1 protein-coding gene and 1 pseudogene are annotated in these 3152 nt (G+C 46.4%); both read right to left on the bottom strand.

From position 1 onward, the window contains the following. The coding region (locus tag BN202_RS08685) for a DUF4815 domain-containing protein (RefSeq protein WP_019220257.1) at window positions 1-2615 on the bottom strand (2615 nt) is incomplete at its 3' end. A 1-nt stretch (window position 2616) separates the two neighbouring features. Beyond that, window positions 2617-3152, bottom strand: a pseudogene (locus BN202_RS08680) (phage tail protein); the annotation flags it as partial.

Below are 3152 nucleotides of genomic sequence, written 5' to 3'. Positions count from 1 at the left end.
TCCACAAGATCAAAGGTGCCTAAATCCACCGTTTTTTCTGTTTGTCTGTAGCGGGCGGCCAACACCCGAAATGCCAAGGCTTCATCTTGGTGCGCTGTCCAGCTCTGCGCATTAACAGAGGAAAAGCGTGGACCCGTCACATAAGGGTGGCTTGAAACATATCTTTGGTTGCCTTTATCAAAATCTCCAAGTTTGGCGAGAGAAACAGAATGATCTCCATCATCAGTTTTAAGCACAAAAGCAGTGAGACGATCATCGGGCACTAACAAAGGAACAGCGTAGCGTGCGCCAGCCCAACCAGTTTTAGCGCCCTTCATGGAATAGGAGGTTTGGGCTTGAATATCAGCCGTGGGATAGCCGTTTTCGGTAGTGACCAAATCAATGACGAGATCATGGGCTTGATTGCCTATTTTACAAAGATGAAAATCAATGCCGGTGATTTGCCGTGTTTCATCGGGGGTAAAGACTTGGGCTTGCGGGTCTACTTGCGTCCAGATTTTTACGGTGGTGGTACGCCGCATTACTTTTACATCAATCACCCCTTGACCGGTAAAAAGTCCCGTTGCTGTTGTTCCACCTTTCCCTCGTGCGATCATATTTTTTGTCCCAGCAGGAATGTTTGGAGGAATCTTGAAACTCCCTTCAAGGGTGCCTTTGCTATCGGCAACAAGACGGCTTTTGGGTAAGACATTCACGCCATCAAAGGTAAGACTGTCCAAGATTTCATCACTGCCAAAGCCTTCAATCTTAAAATTCAGCTTAATTTGCCTTAAAAAGTCGATTTGCTCCCTCGTTGTATTCACCAAATCATCGCTGATTTCTGTCTTAACGATGCTTCTCCCACGGTTCCAGCCCATATTCAGTTGATTGGTCACACCAGAGAGCCAATCAGTGCGCTCAACATGCCAAAAATCTGTCGCGGGGGTAAGGGTGACTGTACCAGGGAGGGGCGCAAAATTTTGATAAGGATTGATCTTTTCGCAAGCGGTTGTCAATTCTTGCGCAATGATCACTTCATTGGTCCAGTCAAGCGTGACAGGGGCGTTCAAGGGGGCGGTATAGAATGTTGGATCAATAGCAAGCTGTAAAATACCGTTTCCCACAGCCCCTGTTTGTTCAAAACCTTCATCTCTATAACTGTCATCGAGAAAAGGATCTGCAAACATGCCTTTTTTGGCAACAGGCTCTTTAGAATCCACATTGCTTTTAATGCGCTCTAATTGCATCAAGCGGTCAAGGGAGAGTACGCGTTGAAAATAGCGCCACATCTCATCATAGGGGGCAACACGTGTGCCATCATTTTTCACATGCGGTACATGAATCCAGTTATTGGTAATGGTGGCAAGGGAGAGCACATCTTCAGGAACGCTTGGCGCCATGGGTTGGTCTGCCGAAACCCCTTTGATATAGACAACATCGCCCCCAGTATTGAGACCAATACGGTCAATGCGGGGGAGTTTGTAAGAGTAATTCACAATAATATCACCGTTCATCGCGCCACCTGAGACAGTGATTTCTTGCGCTGTCACTTTATCAGCCTTCACACTTGCGCGGTATCGATAGGTCACCGTATAGCTGCTTCCCGGTAACGGTTCATCTCCAACGGGAGCCCAATCAATGGTATCTCCGGTTTTTTTAAAGTCCTTGCCTTCTTTAAATTCCTTACCTCCTTGGATAATTTTAAGAAAAGCAGTGATACTTTTGTCAGGAACGCCGTCACGCCCAGATGTAATAGCCCCGCGGGTCACGTTAACGGTTTTTTCTTTCGTTAATAAAATAGAATGAACATCGGCAATGGGTGCATAATAGGTTTTAAAGGTAAAGCTTGTTTTGCCTTTTGGGGGCGCAAAAATATGAGTTTCACTAGGAACTGCGCTTGTTGAAAAGTCTTCCATCTCTTCATGGCGCAAAGCGGCTAAGCGTTTGCGTTTAAAACCATTGATATTGGCTTCTCCCTCTTGGATACTGAACACTTGCTTTTGTCCCTCTTGCCCCAAAGCTGTCACACGGCAACCATTCACGATATAATGTCCATGGGCGCGGTCATACGTCGCAATGGCTTGCATGGCTGGTTCAAGCAGTGAGGGTGATTTTTGATCAATGAGAACACCATCTTGTAAAATATAGACCGGAAAAAATGTGCCTTGCTGCCCATCATCTTTGAGAGCCCAGACAAGTTTTGCCACCTCACGGGCGGCACCAGGCTCTCCTTCTGCTAAAGACCCCGGAACTTGCCCTAAGAGCTGTGGGTCCTCTTCATGGGTGATCCATTTTTTTTGCAGTTTTACACCGATTTCCATCCGTCCAACCATGGCAACATTATTGAGTACAGCTTCTGCAACGGGGAAAATATCGCCTGCGATATAAATCTTACCGTCTGTCAACGTGACGGTTCTTGTCTCTTTATTGACAAAAGCATCTGCTCGTTCAACGCGGTCTCCTTCTTGTGCCACAAGGCGCCCCAAGCGGTCATGCCGTCCCCTTATGATGGTTTGAACTTCGTTCAGTTCACCACTTTGAATAAACGGACGCGTGCCATAAAAGACAACGCTTTGTTGTTCCTCTTTGCCGCGAGATCTGTCAATTGCAAAGGGTAAACCACTTTCATGCTTCATATTAAAACCTCAATAAAATCTTGAATTGTTCGCGAACATCTGCGCGCAAAGAAATGTTGATCGGTGTTTTAAGGATCTCTACACCACCCTTTAGTTCACCCTCGTCACACCAAAGTTTGCCAGGAGGTGTCTGTTCTGCCACAGTGCCATGAACGAGAAGGGAAACAGAGGCGGCTTGTTTGTCTTCAACATCCCGAAAATCGGTGCGCGCTGCAAGAAACAGCATGGTGCCAGTTTTCGAAGGACTAAATTTGTTGCCACAATGGCTATAAACACCCTCCAAAGCTGGTTCGACAGGCGCTACAGCATAGCAGCGGCGAAACCCAATTAGAGTGTTATCGATATCTCTTAAAGCGAGATAAAGGGAACGGTTTTGGAACCATTCTGCCATCAATATATCGCGTTCGTGCTTTTTGACCGAACACCATGGAAAATTTGCCAACTCCCACGGATAATCAATTTGATCCCAGCTTAAATCTTCGTCGTGGTCATCAATCCAGTTACCAATGAGTTTGCCTTCTTCTTTACTGAAGGTAT

This window comes from Bartonella florencae, from assembly GCF_000312525.1.
GTDB classification, from domain to species: Bacteria; Pseudomonadota; Alphaproteobacteria; order Rhizobiales; family Rhizobiaceae; genus Bartonella; species Bartonella florencae.
Note: the sequence above shows the minus strand (reverse complement) of the source record. Positions and strands in the feature narration are given on the sequence as shown.